Here is a 15716-nt window from a genome sequence, read left to right as displayed (position 1 = left end):
CGACCTCGAAGCATCCGAGAAGGCGGCTCAGTAATGGGCAGCGCGACCACTCAGGCACTCGCGGCATCCACTCAGGCGCTTGCCGCAGCGAAGGACGTCACTCTCGACTCGGCCAGGGAGCTGTTCGCAGCTGCCAGGACCGTGGCGGAGTCGTCTCAGCTGAGCGGCGCGCTCACTGATCCCTCGGCTCCGGCCGAGGCGCGACAGAACGTCGTGTCGGCGGTCTTCGGCGGATTCTCTTCGGACGTGCAGAACGTCCTGAGGACCGTCGTGGCCCAGCGCTGGTCCTCGTCGTCGCAGCTCGTCGACGGCGTCGAGGAGCTGGCCATCCGTGCCGCGGCGATCTCCACTCCCCAGGCCGACATCGGAGGAGAGCTGTTCGGCTTCTCCCGCGTCATCGCCGCGAACGCGGATCTCGAGCTCGCGCTCGGAACCCGCCTCGGGGGAGAGGACGCCAAGGGCGCTCTCGTCGACAGGCTTCTGGCCGGGGGCGTCAGCGACGCCGCCGCGCTGATCGTGTCGTCGCTGGTCCGCCAGCCGCGGGAGCGTCGCATCCGGCAGATGCTGGCGCGGGCGACGCGCATCGTCGCGGACCAGGGCGATCGGGTGGTGGCGACGGTGCACACCGCGAAGCCGCTGACCGACGCGCAGCGCACCCGCCTGAGCGCGGCACTCTCGCGCCGCTACGACGGCAACGTATCCCTCAACGAGGTCTTCGACCCCGCCGTCGTCGGAGGTCTGCGCGTGCAGATCGCCGATGACGTCATCGACGGCAGCATCTCCGCTCGACTCGCCGACCTTCGCCAGAAGCTCGCGGGCTAACACGACTTCGCGCGGGGAACCGCGCACCCAGATACAAAGGGAAGACAATGGCAGAACTATCGATCAGCCCCGACGTCATCCGTGACGCGCTGAAGGACTTCGCCGCCGCCTACGAGCCCACCGGGGCAGCGGCGACCGAGGTCGGCACCGTCATCGACGCAGCGGATGGAATCGCGCACGTCGAGGGCCTGCCCGGCGTCATGGCCAACGAGCTCGTGGCCTTCGCGAACGGCACCAAGGGCCTCGCGCTGAGCCTCGACCAGGACCAGATCGGTGTGGTCGTCCTCGGCGACTTCACCGGTGTCGAAGCAGGACAGGAAGTCACCCGCACGGGTGAGGTCCTCTCCGTGCCCGTCGGCGACGGCTACCTGGGTCGCGTCGTCGACCCGCTCGGAAACCCGATCGACGGCCTCGGCTCGATCGCCACCGAGGGCTCGCGTGAGCTCGAGCTGCAGGCGCCCGGCGTCATGCAGCGCAAGTCGGTGCACGAGCCGATGCAGACCGGCATCAAGGCGATCGACGCCATGATCCCCGTCGGCCGCGGCCAGCGTCAGCTGATCATCGGCGACCGCCAGACCGGCAAGACCGCGATCGCGATCGACACGATCATCAACCAGAAGGCCAACTGGGAGTCGGGTGACGTCAACAAGCAGGTGCGCTGCATCTACGTCGCGATCGGCCAGAAGGGCTCGACCATCGCCTCGGTGAAGGGCGCGCTCGAAGAGGCCGGAGCCCTGGAGTACACCACGATCGTGGCAGCTCCGGCCTCCGACCCCGCCGGCTTCAAGTACCTCGCTCCCTACACCGGTTCGGCCATCGGCCAGCACTGGATGTACGGCGGCAAGCACGTCCTGATCATCTTCGACGACCTGTCGAAGCAGGCCGAGGCGTACCGCGCCGTGTCGCTGCTGCTGCGTCGTCCGCCGGGCCGCGAGGCATACCCGGGTGACGTCTTCTACCTGCACTCCCGTCTGCTGGAGCGTTGCGCGAAGCTGTCCGACGAGCTCGGTGCGGGTTCGATGACGGGTCTCCCGATCATCGAGACCAAGGCCAACGATGTCTCGGCGTACATCCCGACCAACGTGATCTCGATCACGGACGGCCAGATCTTCCTGCAGTCCGACCTCTTCAACGCCAACCAGCGTCCTGCGGTCGACGTGGGTATCTCGGTGTCGCGAGTCGGTGGTGACGCTCAGGTCAAGTCGATCAAGAAGGTCTCGGGAACGCTCAAGCTCGAGCTCGCTCAGTACCGCTCGCTCGAGGCCTTCGCGATGTTCGCATCCGACCTCGACCAGGCGTCGCGTCGTCAGCTCTCCCGTGGTGCGCGTCTGACCGAGCTGCTCAAGCAGCCGCAGTACTCGCCGTACCCCGTCGAGGAGCAGGTCGTCTCGATCTGGGCCGGAACCAAGGGCAAGCTCGACACGATCGAGGTCGCGGATGTCCTCCGCTTCGAGCGCGAGCTCCTCGACTACCTTCGTCGCAACACCAAGGTGCTCGACACCCTGCGCGAGACCAACGTCCTCGATGACGACACGGTCGCCGAGCTCGAGAAGCACACGGATGCTTTCCTCCTGGAGTTCCAGGGCGGCAAGGGTCAGGCGATCGGAGCTCCCGGCCACGAGGAGCACGGTGCGGCCGAGGCCGACGACGTCAACCAGGAGAAGATCGTCAAGGGTCGTCGCGCGTAACCGCGTGAGGAACTGATTTCATGGGCGCTCAACTCAGGGTCTACAAGCAGAAGATCTCTTCTGCTCAGACGACCAAGAAGATCACGAAGGCGATGGAACTCATCGCGGCTTCGCGCATCCAGAAGGCGATGGGACGTGTCAAAGCGTCCAGCCCCTTCGCGCGTGCCGTGACGAGGGCCGTGTCCGCCGTCGCGACGCACTCGAACGTCGACCACCCGCTCACCCGCGAGCCCGAGACGATCCGCCGCTCCGCGGTCGTGATCTTCTCGTCGGACCGGGGCCTTGCCGGAGCCTTCAACTCGCAGATCCTCCGAGAGGGTCTCGAGGTGGCGGAGCTCCTGCGCAGTCAGGGCAAGGAGCCGGTGTTCTACCTCGTCGGTCGCAAGGCCGTCGGCTACTTCCAGTTCCGTCGCATCGCGGCGGCCGCGGAGTGGACCGGCGACACCGACACCCCGTCGTTCCACACGGCGGAGGAGATCTCGGCCACGCTGCTCGAGGACTTCTCCCGCGGTGCGGACGAGGGCGGCGTCGACGAGATCCACCTCGTGTACAACCGCTTCGTCAGCATGATGACGCAGTCGCCGGAATCCGTGCGTCTGCTTCCGCTGGAGATCGCGGAAGCCGATGACTCCGAAGCGGGAAGCGCCGTCTACCCGCTGTACGAGTTCGAGCCGGATGCCGAGACAGTCCTCGACGCGATCCTGCCGGTGTACATCCAGAGCCGTGTCTTCAACGCTCTCCTGCAGTCGTCTGCTGCCAAGCAGGCTGCGACGCAGAAGGCGATGAAGTCGGCCAGCGACAACGCCGACAAGCTCATCACCGACTACACCCGTCTGCGCAACAACGCGCGTCAGGCGGAGATCACGCAGCAGATCGCGGAGATCGTCGGCGGCGCCGACGCACTCTCGTCGAGCAAATAGACCATCAGGAAAGAGACGAAAATGACCACCACCGCCACGGCTGACCAGCCGGCGACCGCGGTCGTCGGGCGCGTCGCACGCGTCAACGGTCCGGTTGTCGACATCGAGTTCCCGCACGACTCGATCCCCGACATCTACAACGCGCTGAAGACCACGATCACGATCGGCGACTCGTCGGTCGAGATCACCCTCGAGGTCGCTCAGCACCTCGGCGACGACCTCGTTCGCGCCATCGCTCTGAAGCCGACCGACGGCATCGTCCGCGGCCAGGAGGTGCGCGACTCCGGTGAGGCCATCTCGGTCCCCGTCGGCGACGTCACCAAGGGCAAGGTCTTCAACGTGATCGGCGAGGTCCTGAACCTCGAGCCCGGCGAGACCATCGAGGTCACCGAGCGCTGGCCGATCCACCGCAAGGCTCCGAACTTCGACCAGCTCGAGTCGAAGACGACCATGTTCGAGACCGGCATCAAGTCGATCGACCTCCTCACCCCGTACGTTCTGGGTGGAAAGATCGGTCTCTTCGGTGGCGCCGGTGTCGGCAAGACGGTCCTCATCCAGGAGATGATCCAGCGCGTCGCGCAGGACCACGGTGGTGTGTCGGTGTTCGCCGGTGTCGGCGAGCGCACCCGTGAGGGCAACGACCTGATCCACGAGATGGAAGAGGCGGGTGTCTTCGACAAGACCGCCCTCGTCTTCGGCCAGATGGACGAGCCGCCGGGAACGCGTCTGCGCGTCGCCCTGTCGGCTCTGACGATGGCGGAGTACTTCCGTGACGTGCAGAAGCAGGACGTGCTGCTCTTCATCGACAACATCTTCCGCTTCACGCAGGCCGGTTCCGAGGTCTCCACGCTGCTGGGCCGCATGCCCTCGGCCGTGGGATACCAGCCGAACCTGGCCGACGAGATGGGCCTCCTCCAGGAGCGCATCACCTCGACGCGCGGTCACTCGATCACCTCGCTGCAGGCGATCTACGTGCCGGCCGATGACTACACCGACCCGGCTCCGGCGACCACGTTCGCCCACCTCGACGCCACCACGGAGCTCTCGCGTGAGATCGCGTCGAAGGGTCTGTACCCGGCCATCGACCCGCTGACCTCGACGTCGCGCATCATGGACCCCCGCTACTTGGGCGAGGACCACTACCGCGTCGCGACGACGGTCAAGCAGATCCTGCAGAAGAACAAGGAACTGCAGGAGATCATCGCGATCCTCGGTGTCGACGAGCTCTCCGAAGAGGACAAGATCGTCGTGTCGCGTGCACGCCGCATCCAGCAGTTCCTCTCGCAGAACACCTACATGGCGAAGAAGTTCACGGGTGTCGAGGGTTCGACCGTGCCGCTCAAGGAGACCATCGAGTCGTTCGATGCGATCACCCGCGGTGACTTCGACCACGTGGCCGAGCAGGCCTTCTTCAACGTCGGTGGCATCTCCGACGTCGAAGAGCAGTGGGCGAAGATCCAGAAGGAGAACGGCTGACCATGGCACTGCACGTCAGCCTCGTCTCCGCGGACGCGGAGGTCTGGACGGGAGAGGCGAGCCTCGTCGTCGCCAAGACCGTCGAGGGCGAGATCGGCTTCATGAGCGGCCACGAGCCGGTTCTGGCGATCCTCGCTCAGGGCGAGGTCCGTATCACGCAGACCGACGGCACGAAGGTGCTCGCCAACGCGCAGGACGGCTTCCTCTCCATGGAGAGCGACGTCCTGACGATCGTGGCGGGCAACGCGGCCCTCATCGCGTAGCAGTCCGTACATCGCGTCCGCCCCGGCACCCCTCGTGGGTCCCGGGGCGGACGCGTCTGCATCCCCGAGGTTTCATGAAGATCCTGCTCCCGCCGTCCGAGACCAAGCGTCCTGGCGGTGACGGCGCACCGCTCGATGTCGACGCGCTGGCGCTGCCGTCGCTGCGCGACGAGCGGCTGGCCGTCGTCGACGCTCTGGTCGCTCTGTCCGCCGACGAGGACGCCGCTCGTGCGGCGCTCAAGCTCAGCGCGAAGCAGGGGGGAGACGTCCTGCACAATCGGATGCTGCGCTCCGGAGCCACGATGCCGGCGGTCGACCGGTACACGGGAGTGCTGTACGACGCGCTCGATGCGGCGTCGCTCTCGTCGGCATCCCGACGATGGCTCGGTGCGCACGTGTGGATCCATTCGGCGCCCCTCGGGCCGATCGGCGCTCTCGATCCGATCCCGCAGTACCGGCTGGCAGCCGGCGTGTCGGTGCCCGGCCTGCCTGCGCTTCGGCGGCACTGGGCCGCTCCGACGACCGCGGCGATCGCGGGGGAGCAACCCCCCTTCGTCCTCGACCTCCGCAGTGAGGCGTATGTCGCACTCGGGCCGGTTCCGCACTCCGTCGCCTCGGTGTACGTGCGCGTGGTGACGGAGCACGGGCGGGCGCTCAACCACTTCAACAAGAAGTCCAAGGGAATGCTCGTGCGGGCGCTGGCGGAGGATCGACCCCGCATCGGATCGCTGCGGGGTCTGCGCCGCTGGGCGGAGCCGCGGGGAGTCGTGCTCCGCGACACCGATGACCAGGGGATCGTGGAGCTCGTCGTCGCCGAATGACCGTCGCGCGGCTCCGCCCGCGTGTGTCGTTGCCCCGTATATCGGCGCACCGATATGGTTGGTGTCGCGGCGCGCACGGCGTCCGCTCCATCGGATCCGGAGGGATTCATGTACAACGACTATTACGACAACGGGGCGGCTCTCGCCGGTCTCTTCGCTGTGCTCCTCATCGCTCTGCTCTTCGCTGCGGCGTTCTACGTGATCTCGGCCATCTTCCTCATGAAGATCTTCGAGAAGGCCGGAGTCGAGGGCAAGTGGCGTGCGTGGGTGCCCGTCTACAACATGATGGTGTTCGCGAAGCTCGGCGACGTCTCGCCGTGGGTGGTGCTCATCGGCATCGGGCTCACATGCATCCCCTACCTCAACTTCCTCACCAGCATCGCTCTCGCAGTGGTCCTGGCCCTCGCGGCCTGGCGTGTGGGTCTCAAGCTGCAGAAGGATGCCGTCTGGGTCGTCCTCTACGTGCTGCTGTCGATCGTCTGGTACGGCATCAACGCGTTCGACAAGTCGCGCTGGAACCCGAACATCGCACCGGCCCCGTGGGCCGGTAACGGCTTCCTCGCCGACAACACCGTCTGGCAGGGCGTGCCCGTGCAGCCGCGTCCGGCGGCAGGCCCCGGCTACGGTGCACCGCAGGGATACGGCGCTCCGCAGGGGTACGCACCGCCCGCACCGCAGGGCTACACGCCTCGGGCCCAGCCCGGGTACACGCCGCCCGCGCAGCCCGGCTATGCGCCCCCGCCCGCACCGTCGAACCCGCCCGCACCGTCGAACCCGCCCGCACCGTCGAACCCGTCTGCTCCCGGCGTCCCGCCGGCAGCTCCGTCGGCACCGCCCGCAGGTCCGCCGGCTCCTCCGACGGCTCCGCCCGCGGCTCCGCCGGCACCCCCGACGGACCCCACGCAGCCTCCTGCGTGACCTCGTGACACAGAGCCCCCGACTCCGGTCGGGGGCTCTGTGCTGTCCCGGCCGCGCTCCGCGATTGCAGTGGTGTCGTCGCGAGGCGATAACGTGGAGTAATGCTGTCCACTACGATGTGTGAGTATCCCGGCGCGGCCCGACCCGCAGGACTTTCGGAGGCGACGAGTGTCTGACACGACGACGAGCACGCGACGCGTGACGGTCGCCGAGCGCCCCCTCCTGCTGTCCTGGGCGGGGGTCACCGACGTGGGACGGCGCCGCGAGACCAACCAGGACGCGTTCTTCGCGGACTATCCGTTGTTCATCGTCGCGGACGGCATGGGCGGTCACGCGGGCGGCGAGATCGCCAGCCGCAGCACGGTCACTCGCCTACAGGCGGTGGCGACGTCCGGATCCGTGGCGCGTGCGTCGATCGAGGGGGCTCTCGAGCTCGCCGTGGCGGACATCGCCGATCACCCTGAGGCCACCGACGAGGGCACCGGCACCACTCTCACCGGAGTGTTCCTCGAGTTCGACGACGAGGAGCCGCACTGGGCGGCGCTGAACATCGGAGACTCCCGGGTATATCTGCTGCGCGACGACCGGCTCGTGCAGGTGACCACCGACCACTCCGTCGTCCAGGAGCTCATCGCTGCCGGCAAGATCAGCCCCGAGGAAGCCGAGGGCCATCCGTACAGCAACGTGATCACGCGCGCGGTCGGGGCGAGCGAGCTCACGGCGCCCGATTACGTGACTCTCGACGTGCGGGCCGGCGACCGGTTCGTGATCTGCTCCGACGGGCTCACCAAGGAGCTGACGGATTACGGCATCCAGCACTTCCTGCGCGCGAACGCCGACCCCGCAGCCGCCGTCGATGCGATGCTGGCGGCCGCCCTCGAGAACGGCGGACGCGACAACGTCACGCTGGTCGTCGTCCAGGTCTCCGACGAGTCCGCGTCCGCCGACTCTCCGTCGTCCGACGCGCCGACGGCCTCGGTCGTCGACGTCTCCTCCACGGAAGAGCGTCCGGCCGACTAGCGCTCCGGGGCCTGGGGACGATACCCGTGCCCTCGTGAACCGGAGTGCACTGGAGGGATGGAATCCCTCCCGATAGTCATCCCGCCCGCGCCGGTTCCCGCGCGGCGCCCCCCGACGCCCTTCGTCGCCGCTCTCGTGCCGGTCGCGGCGGGCGTCGCACTGTGGGCTGTCTCCGGCTCGCTGTTCTCGCTCTGCTTCGCGGCCCTGGGGCCGCTGATGATCCTCGCCTCGCTCGTCGACGGGGCCCGATCCCGCCGCCGGTCTCGTCGAGAGGGGGCGGTGGAGAATGAGCGGGCGTGGACGCGCGTCGAGGAGCAGCTGACCGCTCAGCATGACGAGGAGCGCCGGGGACGCTGGCATCGCCATCCCGATGCCGCGGCGTGCCTCGATCAGCCGCCGCTGCGGGGATCCGACCCTGTGGATCCGCACACCGAGATCGTGGTGGGCAGCGGGGTGGGCGTGAGCGCCGTGCGCGCATCCGGTGGTGATGGGGAACGCGAGCGCGCGTTCCGCGAGCGGTGCGGTCGGCTCGACGACGTCCCCGTCACCGTGCCCCTCGGAGGAGGCGTGGCTCTGCGGGGTGGATTGCCGCTGGTGGAATCGGTGGCGCGGGCGCTCGTCCTCCAGCTGGCCCTGAGATTCGGTGTCGCACAGCTGATGCTCTGCGGAGATCGGCTCGACGACTGGGGACTCGCCCACCTCCCTCAGGCGAAGGGGGACCGTCGCGGCGCCTTCCGCCTCGGGGTCGCTCTCGCGGGTTCGCGGCGTCCGGATTGCGACAGCGTGATCTGGATGCTGCACCGCGACGACGACGTCGCCGAGGGCATCACCACGGTGATCGACATCGACGAGCCGGGCCGTGCGTTCGTGCGAACGCCGCAGGGCGTCGTCCGGGTGTCCGTCGAGGGCCTGTCGCACGATCAGGCCGCCGCCATCGCCGTGTCCCGAGTGGGGGACGCGGAGGAGGTCGATATCCTTCCCGCGGAGGTCGCTCTCGGAGACCTCCGCCAGCAGGGGTCTCCGAGCGGCCTCCCCGCGATGATCGGCCGCGGTGAGCGCGATGACGTCGGGCTGGACATCGTCGAAGACGGACCGCACGCGATCGTCACCGGCACCACGGGCACCGGCAAGAGCGAGCTGCTGGTGTCGTGGGTGACCGCGATCGCGACCGCGCACGGTCCCGACCGTGTGGTGTTCGTGCTCGCCGACTTCAAGGGCGGGACGGCGTTCGACCCGCTCAGGGAGCTGCCGCAGGTGGCTGCCGTCATCACGGATCTCGATGAGGAGGGGGCCCGGCGCGGAGTGACCAGCCTGACCGCAGAGCTGCGGCGTCGAGAGTCGGTGCTCGCCGCGGCCGGAGCCCGCGATGTGCGAGAGGTCGACATGCCTCGGCTCGTCATCGTGGTCGACGAATTCGCTGCCCTCCTGCAGGAACATGCGGATCTGGGGATCGTGTTCACCGACATCGCCGCGAGAGGACGGGCGCTGGGGATGCATCTGATCCTCGGCACGCAGAGGGCGTCCGGGGTGATCCGTGATGCCCTGGCGTCGAACTGCCCGCTTCGGGTCAGCCTCCGGGTGTCGGACTCCGCCGACAGCCGAGCCGTGATCGGCACTGATGCCGCCGCCGAACTGCCGGGGGGAGTCGCGGCCCGCGGCGTCGCGCTGGCACGAAGACCGCAGGACGAGCAGGCGCGGGTGATGCGCGTCGCTCTGACCGGCGCGGCGGACATCCGAGCCGTCGCGGCCCTGTGGGCCGATGCCGAGGCGCCGCGGAGCCCCTGGCTTCCCGCTCTGGAGCGACGGATCCCGTGGGGCGAGGTCCGTGGAGAGCAGAGTGCAGGTCGTGTGATCCTCGGGCGGGTCGACGATCCGGAGCACCAGCGTCAGCCGCTCGACTCGATGGCGGTCGGGTCGGACCGCGGTCTGAGCGTGGTCGGTGCTCCCGGCTCGGGCCGGACGTCCGTCCTGCGTGCTCTCGCGGCGCAGGACGATGAGGCACTGTGGATTCCGAGCGACCCGGAGGAGGCCTGGGACATCGCCGTGGCGCTCTCCTCGGGCCGCGTCAGGCCGCCCCGTCTCGTGCTCTGCGACGATATCGACGTCAGGATCGACAGCCTCCCCGCAGAGTACGCGCAGCACGTGCTGCATCTGTGGGAGCAGATCCTGCGGAACAACACGGACACGACCTTCGTGCTGACTTCCGCACGTGCGGGCGGGGCTGTGGGGCGCGTGCTCGACATCCTGCCGCGTCGTGGTCTGCTGCGGTTGCGGAGCAGGGTCGATCACCTGGCGGCCGGCGGCGATGCGCGCGGGTTCGAGGCGGAGCGTCCGCCGGGACGCATGCGGATCGGAGATCGCGAGATCCAGGTCGTCTGGGTGCCGGACACGGCCGCGCAGGTGCCCGGGACGGGCGGGGAGGATGCGGTGGCGGAGCGCACGGGCAGGCCCGGCGGCGTGAGCGTCCGGCACACGACGCCGCGGCGTCGGGCGAGCGACGGGTGGGCACCCCGGCTCCCGCTCACCGGCCTCGTCACCGCCGGAGCCCCTGCGGCCGCCGACGCGCTGTCCGCTGTCTTCGCGGAGTGCGACGTCCTCTGCCTGTCAGCCGCACCCGGCGGCGTCGCGCTCTCCGAACGCCCGGCGATCCTGATCGGCGAGCCCGAGGCGTGGCAGCGCGACTGGTCGCTGTGGCAGCGGGTTCGCCGAGACGGCGAGCTGCTGGTCAGAGCCGAGAACGCCGTCGAGCTGCGTCAGCTGGCCGGTGTGCGCGACCTGCCGCCGTTCGCACGGCAGCACGCCGGTCGAGCGTGGTCGATGGTGGCGGATTCCGCACCCAGACGGGTCTCGATCCCTGCTCTCGCGCCGCGACGATGACCTGTCCGCCGCGGACGGCGCTCAGAGGGCGGAGCCGGGGCGGATGCTTCCGACGTTCTGGCCGCCGCCGAGCACCTCGAGCGGGAGCACCGCCTGCAGGGTCGCGACGTCCGCGTCGGTCAGCCCTCCCGCGCGCGCGAGCAGAGTGGCGGCCACGATGGTGCTCGCTCGCGCGCCGCCGTCGAGCATCTTCACCGCGGCAGTCGTGCCGTTCGGGGCGACCATCACGATCACGCCCTCGGCGCCGCTCTTGGCGAACACACCGAGCTTCTCGATGGCGACGGTGTCGGGGCGACCAGGGCCGTCGATGGTCCAGGGATGCTCGCGGACCGCGCGCACGAGTGACCCGGCGACGCGATGCAGCGCGAACGGGGAGCGGTCCGATGCGGTGCCGATGCGGTGGATCGATCGGGCGAGGCCCGTGAGCGTGAGCGCGTAGACGGGCGCGCCGCATCCGTCGATCGCTGTGTGGGCGACCTTCTCGCCGGTGAGCCGCTCGATGACATCACGGATGTGCACCTGCAGCGGATGCGCGGGCTCGAGGTAGCCGTCGGTCGGCCACCCCGTGGCGACGCAGGCCCGCAGCATCGCCGCGTGCTTGCCCGAGCAGTTCATCCGGATCCGGGTCTGCGCACCGTGCTCGCGCACCAGTTCGTCGCGCGCGGCGGTGTCGGAGGGCCAGGCGGGAGGACACGCGAGGTCGTCCTCGTTGAGTCCGCCCTCCGTGAGGATGTCCCGGACCAGCGCGGCGTGGCGGTCGGTGCCGCTGTGGCTCGCGGTCGACATCGCGAGCTGTTCGCCCTCGAGCGCTGCGCCCGCGGTGACGCACGCCACGGCCTGCAGCGGCTTGAGGCTCGAGCGGGGGAGTATCAGCGCATCCGGGTTCCCGTGTCGAACGACGACGTCGCCCTCGGGCGAGAGAACCACCGCCGCCCCTGCGTGTCGCGATTCGACGAAGCCGCTCCGTTCGACGACGGCGAGTTCCACGGCATCCTGAACGGTCAGAGTCTCCAGCACCCCCTCAGGATATCGTCGGTCGGCGTCCCACCGCGCCAACGATGCCGCGCCGCATGCCCGGGGCGGGTGGCAGACTGACGTCATGGCAGACCGTCTGACGCCTTTCGGCGAGCACCGTTACGCACTCACCGCCACCTGGACCGGGAACGCCGGCACCGGCACGAGCGGCTACCGCGACTATCGACGCGACGTGACGATCGAGGTCGCGGGCAAGCCCGATCTGCTCGCATCGGCCGACAAGCCCTTCCGCGGCGATCCCGCCCGCTGGAATCCCGAGGATCTGCTGCTCGCCTCGCTGTCCGAGTGCCACCTGCTCTCGTACCTGCATGCGTGCGTCACCGCGGGAGTGGTCGTGGTCTCGTATCGCGACAGCGCGTCGGGAACCATGCGCGAGGACGGTGCGGGCGGCGGGGCCTTCGTCGAGGTGATGCTGCGCCCGGAGGTCGTGGTGGCGGAGGCGTCGATGATCGACGCCGCGGAGCGCGCGCACACACAGGCGCACGAGTGGTGCTTCATCGCGAACTCGATGAACTTCCCGGTGCGGCACGAGGCGACGGTCCGCGCAGCGCAGGACTGAGTCGCTCGGCGCGATCGGACGCCACCTCGCGGGCGGGCGCGCGGTCAGCGACGTTCGTGCGGCAGTGCCTGCTTGATCTTCTCGATCGCGCCCTGAGCGGGAGCCTCGTTGAACGCGTCGGCGAGTTCCTGGCCGGAGAGCGCGTGGATCGCCGCCATGATCTCGTCTGTCGCGAGTCGGCGGGCACGCCCGCTCGTGGCCGGGCCGTGCGGCGAGAGGTCGAGCGGCTCCCCGAACCGCACGGTGATGCGCTCCGAGAGGGTCGGCACCTTCGCTCCGACGGGCATCACCTTGTCGGTCCCGATCAGGCCGACCGGCACGACGGGTGCCCCCGTCTGCAGAGCGAGGAACGCCACGCCCGTGCGGCCCTTGTACAGACGACCGTCGGTGGAACGCGTCCCCTCCGGGTAGAGCGCGACCGCGAGTCCTTCGTCGAGGAGCTGACGCTGCACGTCGAGCGCGTCGAGCGCGGCCTTGCCGGCGCCCCGGCGCACGGAGATGGCGCCGATCGATTCGAAGAAGGTCTTGCTGAGCCAACCCTTCATGCCGGTGCCCTCGAAGTAGGTGGACTTCGCGAGGAAATGCACCGGACGAGGTGCGGCCACCGGGATCGCGATCGAGTCGATGAACGAGAGGTGGTTGCTGGCGAAGATGACCGGGCCGTCCTTCGGGACGTTCTCGCGCCCCTCGATGCGGGGCCGGTAGATGGTGCGCGCGAGCGGGGTGATGAGACCGCGACCCAGCCGGTAGGCGAATCCCGCGTGACGGGGTCCCTGCGTCTCTGCGGGCGATGTTGCGGGCTCCACCGACTGCTCTGACGTCATCAGAGCAGATTACCCCCGGATCCATGCCGCCGTGGGAATGAAGCCCCGGCGCGCGCCTCCCAGCCTCGGCCAAGGGGCGTGCGCCATGATGGGGTGTCCCTCCCGCGAACCCGAGGTCTCATCGTGCGCAAGCGTCCGCTCATCATCCTGTCCACCGTCGCTGCGGCGACCCTTCTCCTTGCCGGGTGCTCGGGAGGTGCGGATCCGGAGTCGACCGCGACGCCGGACGCCTCCGCTCAGGGCTCGTGCCTGGCCGACCTGAAGTCCGGTGCCGGATCCGATGCGGTGTCGGTCGAGGGCTCCGGCGCTGATGCCAAGGTCACGGTGCCGGCCGACGCCGACCTGACCGAGGCCCAGCGATCCGTGGTCGTCGAGGGCGATGGCGAAGACGTCAAGCCCGGCGACCTCATCTCGCTGCGCTATCAGCTCGTCGACGCCAAGACGAACGAGGTGCTCAGCACGTCCGAGCGCGGCCCCGACGGCGTGCTCTCGGCCCTTCTCGCGGTGCAGCAGCCGCAGCAGATGGTCGATCCCACCCAGTCCACCGTCTTCACGGTCGCTGCGGAGTGCGTTCCGATCGGATCCAGCGTGGTGCTGACGCTCCCCGCCGCGCAGGAGGGATCCAACCCCAGCGTGCTGTACATCGAGACCATCGAGGAGCTGCCCACCATCGCATCCGGGTCCGACGTCGATGCGACCGAGGGGATGCCGAAGGTCGAGCTCGACGACGCGGGCTCGCCGACCATCACGCTCCCCGACACCGACGCTCCCACCGAGACCGAGGTCGCCGAGCTCAAGCAGGGCGATGGCGCCGTGGTCGCCTCGGGCGACCTCGTCACGGTGCAGTACCGCGGGGTCAAGTGGTCGGACGGCACCGAGTTCGACTCGAGCTGGAGTCGCGATGCGGCCCCGACGCAGTTCCAGACCACCAGTGTCGTGCCCGGCTTCAAGATGGCTCTCGAGGGCCAGAAGGTCGGCTCTCAGGTCGTCGTGACCATGCCTCCGAAGGACGGCTACGGCGAGGGCGAGATCAACGCGAACGACCTCACCGGCGAGACCTTGGTGTTCGTCGTCGACATCCTCGCGACGACCCCCATCGAGCAGGCTCCGTAAGCACGGCGGGAGCCGGGGGCGTGCCATAGGCTGGCGGCATGCGTCGCATCATCGTCCTCGGCTCCACCGGCTCCATCGGCACCCAGGCGCTCGACGTCATCCGTGCCAATCCTCGGCGTTTCGAGCTCGTCGGCCTCGCTGCCGGCTCCAACGCCGAGATGCTGGCCGAGCAGGCGGCGGCCTTTCAGGTCGAGAGCACGGCGCTGGGCGCCGCCGAGGCCGAGCAGCTCGTGCGCGATGTCGAGGCCGACGTCGTGCTCAACGCGATCACGGGCTCCATCGGCCTCGGATCCACTCTCGCCGCGCTGACGGCCGGGCGCACGCTGGCTCTGGCCAACAAGGAGTCGCTCATCGTCGGCGGGGAGCTCGTGCTCGCCGCGGCCGCACCCGATCAGATCGTCCCCGTCGACTCGGAGCATTCGGCGATCGCCCAGGCCCTGCGCAGCGGTGCCCACTCGGAGGTCCGCCGGCTGGTCGTCACGGCATCCGGCGGCCCCTTCCGCGGACGCTCGCGTGACGAGCTGCGCGAGGTCACCCCTCAGCAGGCGCTCGCGCATCCGACGTGGGACATGGGTCGGATGGTGACCACGAACTCCGCGACGCTCGTGAACAAGGGGCTCGAGGTCATCGAGGCCCATCTCCTGTTCGACGTCGCCTACGACGACATCGACGTCGTCGTGCATCCTCAGTCCATCGTGCATTCCATGGTGGAGTTCATCGACGGCTCCACGATCGCCCAGGCATCGCCGCCGGACATGCGTCTGCCGATCTCGCTCGGTCTCGACTGGCCGAACCGCATCGGCGGCGTCGGACGTCCGCTCGACTGGACCAGTGCGACGTCCTGGACCTTCGAACCGCTCGACGACGGAGCTTTTCCCGCGGTGACTCTCGCCAAGGCGGTCGGTCGTGCCGGGGCCACCTTCCCCGCGGTCTACAACGCGGCCAACGAGCAGGCCGTCGACGCGTTCCACGAGGGTCGGCTGCCGTTCCTCGGCATCGTCGACACGATCTCGCGGGTCGTCGACGCGCATCAGCCCCCCGACACCCTGACGGTCGAGTCGCTCGCCGAGGCCGAGGCCTGGGCGCGCCGCACGGCCGACCAGCTGATCGCGAAGGGCTGATCCCACCGAGGGATCTCGCGGATCAGGCGGACAAGCCGGATCACGCGGATCAGCCCGACCTGGCGGGTCGGGCCGATCCCGAAGACTCTCAGTCCTCGTCGGCGTACGGAACGGGCCAGTGCGAGTCGGGGACGGGCCACCCTGCGGCGCGCAGCGCGCGACGCGCCAGCTCCCGTGCCGAGTACGGCGTGCGCACGCCTCGGATGTCGCGGTAGTCCTGATGTCCGGGCCCTGCCCACAGGATGGAGTCGCCGTCGCC

14 protein-coding genes and 1 pseudogene are annotated in these 15716 nt (G+C 69.2%); 12 read left to right on the top strand and 3 right to left on the bottom strand.

The window, feature by feature from the left end:
• The 9 genes from ABTZ43_RS14430 to ABTZ43_RS14390 all read left to right on the top strand — a co-directional run.
• On the top strand, positions 1-822 hold an 822-nt coding region (locus ABTZ43_RS14430), incomplete at its 5' end, for a F0F1 ATP synthase subunit delta (RefSeq protein WP_350539318.1).
• A gap of 47 nt (positions 823-869) precedes the next feature.
• Positions 870-2510 carry a F0F1 ATP synthase subunit alpha gene (gene atpA / locus ABTZ43_RS14425; RefSeq protein WP_056416680.1) on the top strand — a complete coding sequence of 547 codons (1641 nt, stop codon included), beginning with the start codon at positions 870-872 and terminating at the stop codon, positions 2508-2510.
• 20 nt (positions 2511-2530) lie between these two features.
• The gene (locus ABTZ43_RS14420) at positions 2531-3430 is read left to right on the top strand and encodes a F0F1 ATP synthase subunit gamma (RefSeq protein WP_045255376.1); all 900 of its coding nucleotides are present in this window, start codon (positions 2531-2533) and stop codon (positions 3428-3430) included.
• 21 nt (positions 3431-3451) lie between these two features.
• Positions 3452-4906 carry a F0F1 ATP synthase subunit beta gene (atpD, locus tag ABTZ43_RS14415; protein ID WP_056416683.1) on the top strand — a complete coding sequence of 485 codons (1455 nt, stop codon included), beginning with the start codon at positions 3452-3454 and terminating at the stop codon, positions 4904-4906.
• Positions 4907-4908: 2 nt separating this feature from the next.
• The gene (locus ABTZ43_RS14410) at positions 4909-5169 is read left to right on the top strand and encodes a F0F1 ATP synthase subunit epsilon (RefSeq protein ID WP_045255374.1); all 261 of its coding nucleotides are present in this window, start codon (positions 4909-4911) and stop codon (positions 5167-5169) included.
• 74 nt (positions 5170-5243) lie between these two features.
• Complete coding sequence (locus ABTZ43_RS14405) at positions 5244-5990, top strand: YaaA family protein (protein ID WP_350539317.1); 747 nt, start codon at positions 5244-5246, stop codon at positions 5988-5990.
• A 108-nt stretch (positions 5991-6098) separates the two neighbouring features.
• Positions 6099-6908 (top strand): large exoprotein, encoded by an 810-nt coding sequence (locus ABTZ43_RS14400; protein ID WP_350539316.1) that lies wholly within the window; start codon positions 6099-6101, stop codon positions 6906-6908.
• A 168-nt stretch (positions 6909-7076) separates the two neighbouring features.
• A complete protein-coding gene (locus ABTZ43_RS14395; RefSeq protein ID WP_056416690.1) occupies positions 7077-7928 on the top strand; it encodes a PP2C family protein-serine/threonine phosphatase in 852 nt (283 codons plus the stop codon).
• A gap of 57 nt (positions 7929-7985) precedes the next feature.
• On the top strand, positions 7986-10805 hold the full coding sequence (locus ABTZ43_RS14390) for an FtsK/SpoIIIE domain-containing protein (RefSeq protein WP_350539315.1): 2820 nt from the start codon (positions 7986-7988) through the stop codon (positions 10803-10805).
• A 21-nt stretch (positions 10806-10826) separates the two neighbouring features.
• Here ABTZ43_RS14390 and ABTZ43_RS14385 read toward each other — a convergent pair whose 3' ends face one another.
• Positions 10827-11822: an asparaginase gene (locus ABTZ43_RS14385; protein WP_314097293.1), complete on the bottom strand. Its 996-nt coding sequence runs from the start codon at positions 11820-11822 to the stop codon at positions 10827-10829.
• Positions 11823-11904: 82 nt separating this feature from the next.
• Between ABTZ43_RS14385 and ABTZ43_RS14380 the strand changes: the two genes are divergently transcribed.
• Positions 11905-12399: an OsmC family protein gene (locus ABTZ43_RS14380; protein WP_149423245.1), complete on the top strand. Its 495-nt coding sequence runs from the start codon at positions 11905-11907 to the stop codon at positions 12397-12399.
• Positions 12400-12443: 44 nt separating this feature from the next.
• Here the strand turns inward: ABTZ43_RS14380 and ABTZ43_RS14375 are convergent, their stop codons facing one another.
• Positions 12444-13223 (bottom strand): lysophospholipid acyltransferase family protein, encoded by a 780-nt coding sequence (locus ABTZ43_RS14375; RefSeq protein WP_056416704.1) that lies wholly within the window; start codon positions 13221-13223, stop codon positions 12444-12446.
• 93 nt (positions 13224-13316) lie between these two features.
• On the opposite strand from ABTZ43_RS14375, the gene ABTZ43_RS14370 reads away from it, so the two are divergent.
• The gene (locus tag ABTZ43_RS14370; RefSeq protein ID WP_253385912.1) at positions 13317-14336 is read left to right on the top strand and encodes an FKBP-type peptidyl-prolyl cis-trans isomerase; all 1020 of its coding nucleotides are present in this window, start codon (positions 13317-13319) and stop codon (positions 14334-14336) included.
• A 38-nt stretch (positions 14337-14374) separates the two neighbouring features.
• Positions 14375-15457 carry a 1-deoxy-D-xylulose-5-phosphate reductoisomerase gene (gene dxr, locus ABTZ43_RS14365; RefSeq protein WP_350539314.1) on the top strand — a complete coding sequence of 361 codons (1083 nt, stop codon included), beginning with the start codon at positions 14375-14377 and terminating at the stop codon, positions 15455-15457.
• 88 nt (positions 15458-15545) lie between these two features.
• On the opposite strand, the pseudogene ABTZ43_RS14360 reads toward dxr, so the two are convergent.
• Positions 15546-15716 (bottom strand): annotated as a pseudogene (locus tag ABTZ43_RS14360) (UDP-N-acetylmuramoyl-L-alanyl-D-glutamate--2,6-diaminopimelate ligase); the annotation flags it as partial.

It is taken from the genome of Microbacterium sp. NPDC097977 (genome assembly GCF_040302605.1).
Taxonomy (GTDB): Bacteria; Actinomycetota; Actinomycetes; order Actinomycetales; family Microbacteriaceae; genus Microbacterium.
Note: the sequence above shows the minus strand (reverse complement) of the source record. Positions and strands in the feature narration are given on the sequence as shown.